This window comes from Acinetobacter sp. 24-47-66 (assembly GCF_056779755.1).
This window is the reverse complement of sequence record NZ_JBWYIL010000049.1, coordinates 1-285: the sequence shown is the minus strand read 5'-3', so window position 1 is coordinate 285 and position 285 is coordinate 1. Positions and strand designations below refer to the sequence as shown.

The 285-nt window shown below is 46.7% G+C and carries 1 protein-coding gene; it reads right to left on the bottom strand.

The annotated features are described in order from the left end of the window. The coding region (locus tag AC1M84_RS14320; RefSeq protein ID WP_481595243.1) for a 3-oxoacid CoA-transferase subunit A at window positions 1–285 on the bottom strand (285 nt) is incomplete at both ends.

The following is a 285-nucleotide window of genomic DNA, read 5'->3' as shown; positions in this document are numbered from 1 at the left end:
CACCGAGTTCCACGACTTCTGATACTTGTGCGATGGTGATATCTGCTGCCATGGCCATAATTGGACCAAAGTTACGTGCAGATTTACGGTATACCAAGTTCCCCCAGCGATCGCCCTTATGCGCTTTAATTAACGCAAAGTCAGCTTTGATTGGATTTTCTAAAACGTAGTCCTTACCTTCATAATTCATGGTCGGTTTGCCTTCAGCGAGCAAAGTACCAAAACCTGTTGGTGTGTAGATTGGACCTAAGCCCATACCCGCCGCTTGAATACGGCAAGCCAAGT